The following is a 2,034-nucleotide window of genomic DNA, read 5'->3' on the forward strand; positions in this document are numbered from 1 at the left end:
TGCCACCAGGTATCCACAATCGGGCAGCGCTCCTCCCCCACCACCTTGAAATACCACTCCCAGGCTTCCGGATTGATCGGTTCACCCACGGTACCCAGTAACCTGAGGGTACTGCGGTCGCACTTGGTAACGTAATCGTCGCCGGCACCCATCAAGGCGCGGATGGCGGTGGGTGCGGTGTAGAAGGTATTTACCCTGTGCTTTTCCACCACCTGCCAGCAGCGGGACGCGTCCGGGTAGGTGGGCACCCCTTCAAACATCAGCGAGATGGCACCGGCTGCCAGCGGGCCGTAAACGATGTAGCTGTGGCCGGTGATCCAGCCTACATCGGCAGTACACCAGAACACATCGCCCTCTTTGTAATCGAAGGCGTATTTGAAGGTCATGGTGGACATCAGCAGGTAACCGGCGGTGGTGTGCAGCACCCCCTTGGGTTTACCTGTGGAACCGGAGGTGTAGAGGATAAACAGCGGGTCTTCCGCATTCATCGGCTCCGGCGCGCACTCGGTGCTCTGCTCGGCAACAGACTCGGCGTACCAGATGTCGCGTTTGCTGTCCCAGTCGACATTGGCGCCGGTGCGCTTCACCACGATGGCGGTGTGTACGTCCGGGCATTTGGCCAGGGCCTTGTCCACGTTGGCTTTCAGGGGCACCTTGCGACCGCCGCGCACGCCTTCGTCAGCGGTGATCACCAGGCGGCAATCTGAATCGAGAATTCGATCTTTAAGGGAGTCGGGCGAAAAGCCGCCAAATACAACGGAGTGCACCGCGCCAATACGGCTACAGGCGAGCATCGCATAGGCGGCCTCGGGGATCATCGGCATATAGATACACACGCGATCCCCCTTGCTCACACCACGGTCTTTCAACAGGTTCGCAAGGCGGCACACCTGTTCGTGCAGCTCGCTGTAGGTGATCGTTTTACTGTCAGCGGGATCATCGCCCTCCCAGATAAACGCGGTCTGCTGTGCACGTGCGGGCAGGTGGCGGTCGATGCAGTTGACGGAGACATTCAGTTCACCATCGGCAAACCAGGCCGCGTGTCCCTTTGTCAGATCTTCTTCCACGACCTTGGTGAAAGGTTTGCTCCACTGCAGGAAATCCTTGGCCTGCTGGGACCAGAATCCCTCGGGATCTTCTACCGACTGCTGGTACATGCGCTGATAGTCCTCGTTGCGAACGAGGGCATCGGCTGCGAATTTTTCCGGCACTGGGTGTAGGTGCACTTCAGACATTGTTTTCTCCCTTATTAGAATTATCGGGCTGCTGCGCCTCCGTTGAGTAATGCTGGTAAGTAAGCAATCACCCTGGCGCGATCATCGCAGTTATGCCCCGGCAGCGAATCAAAGGGTGCAGGCGGGGCGCAGTATTCCCGATAAGTTATACCATTGGCGGCCAAGAAATGACAACGCTGTCACCCCTTCTATCACTTCATCATAGCCTGCGATGTTTACGGATTCCCAGCCCGGAACCGGAATCCCGTGCCTTTTTTGCCGCCGCGGTGCAAAATACCCCACAGAAAAAGTGATCACATTTTAGGAGTGCATTCTATGTCGGTAAAACTGCTGCGTATCCAGGAAGGCCAGGGTGAGCGGGATGCGGGTCCCGTCGCCAAAGAAAAAGTGCTGGCGGGCGCCCCTCAGCAATTGACAGAGCATTTCTTTACCAATGCAAAGGACAACTTCTTTTGCGGTGTCTGGTCATCGGATGCGGGCAAGTGGACGCTCACATACAGCGAAGATGAGTTCTGCTACATCATCGAGGGCGAGGCGATCATTACCGATGCCGAAGGCACCAGTGAGAAGGTGTCTGCGGGGGATGCGTTCTGTATTCCCGCCGGGTTTGAAGGTACTTGGGAGACAGTTGGCTCGGTAAAGAAATTTTACGCTATATACGAGGAGTGACTGTTCCGTGGCACCTGCTTGGGCACCCGACTGGCGATCTAGCGCCGGAGGAGGCGGTTCAGGACCGAGCTAGGCGGCCCCAGTGAATAAGTCCCTGTACGCTGCGCCGGCGACATCCCTGTCGCCGACG

Annotated in this window: 2 protein-coding genes; one reads left to right on the forward strand and one right to left on the reverse strand. The window is 57.5% G+C overall.

The genetic code is table 11. The features are described 5' to 3' along the window. The coding region (locus B4U49_RS00655; RefSeq protein ID WP_143735448.1) for an acetate--CoA ligase at positions 1–1,235 on the reverse strand (1,235 nt) is incomplete at its 3' end. A gap of 315 nt (positions 1,236–1,550) precedes the next feature. Here B4U49_RS00655 and B4U49_RS00660 point away from each other — a divergent pair. Continuing rightward, on the forward strand, positions 1,551–1,904 hold the full coding sequence (locus B4U49_RS00660; protein WP_078082679.1) for a cupin domain-containing protein: 354 nt from the start codon (positions 1,551–1,553) through the stop codon (positions 1,902–1,904). Positions 1,905–2,034: the final 130 nt, after the last annotated feature.

This window comes from Microbulbifer mangrovi (genome assembly GCF_002009015.1).
Lineage (GTDB): Bacteria > Pseudomonadota > Gammaproteobacteria > Pseudomonadales > Cellvibrionaceae > Microbulbifer > Microbulbifer mangrovi.

Excerpts from the sequence above, each read along its gene's own strand:
- B4U49_RS00660 (WP_078082679.1), top strand. The coding sequence starts at position 1,551 with ATGTCGGTAAAACTGCTGCGTATCCAGGAAGGCCAGGGTGAGCGGGAT.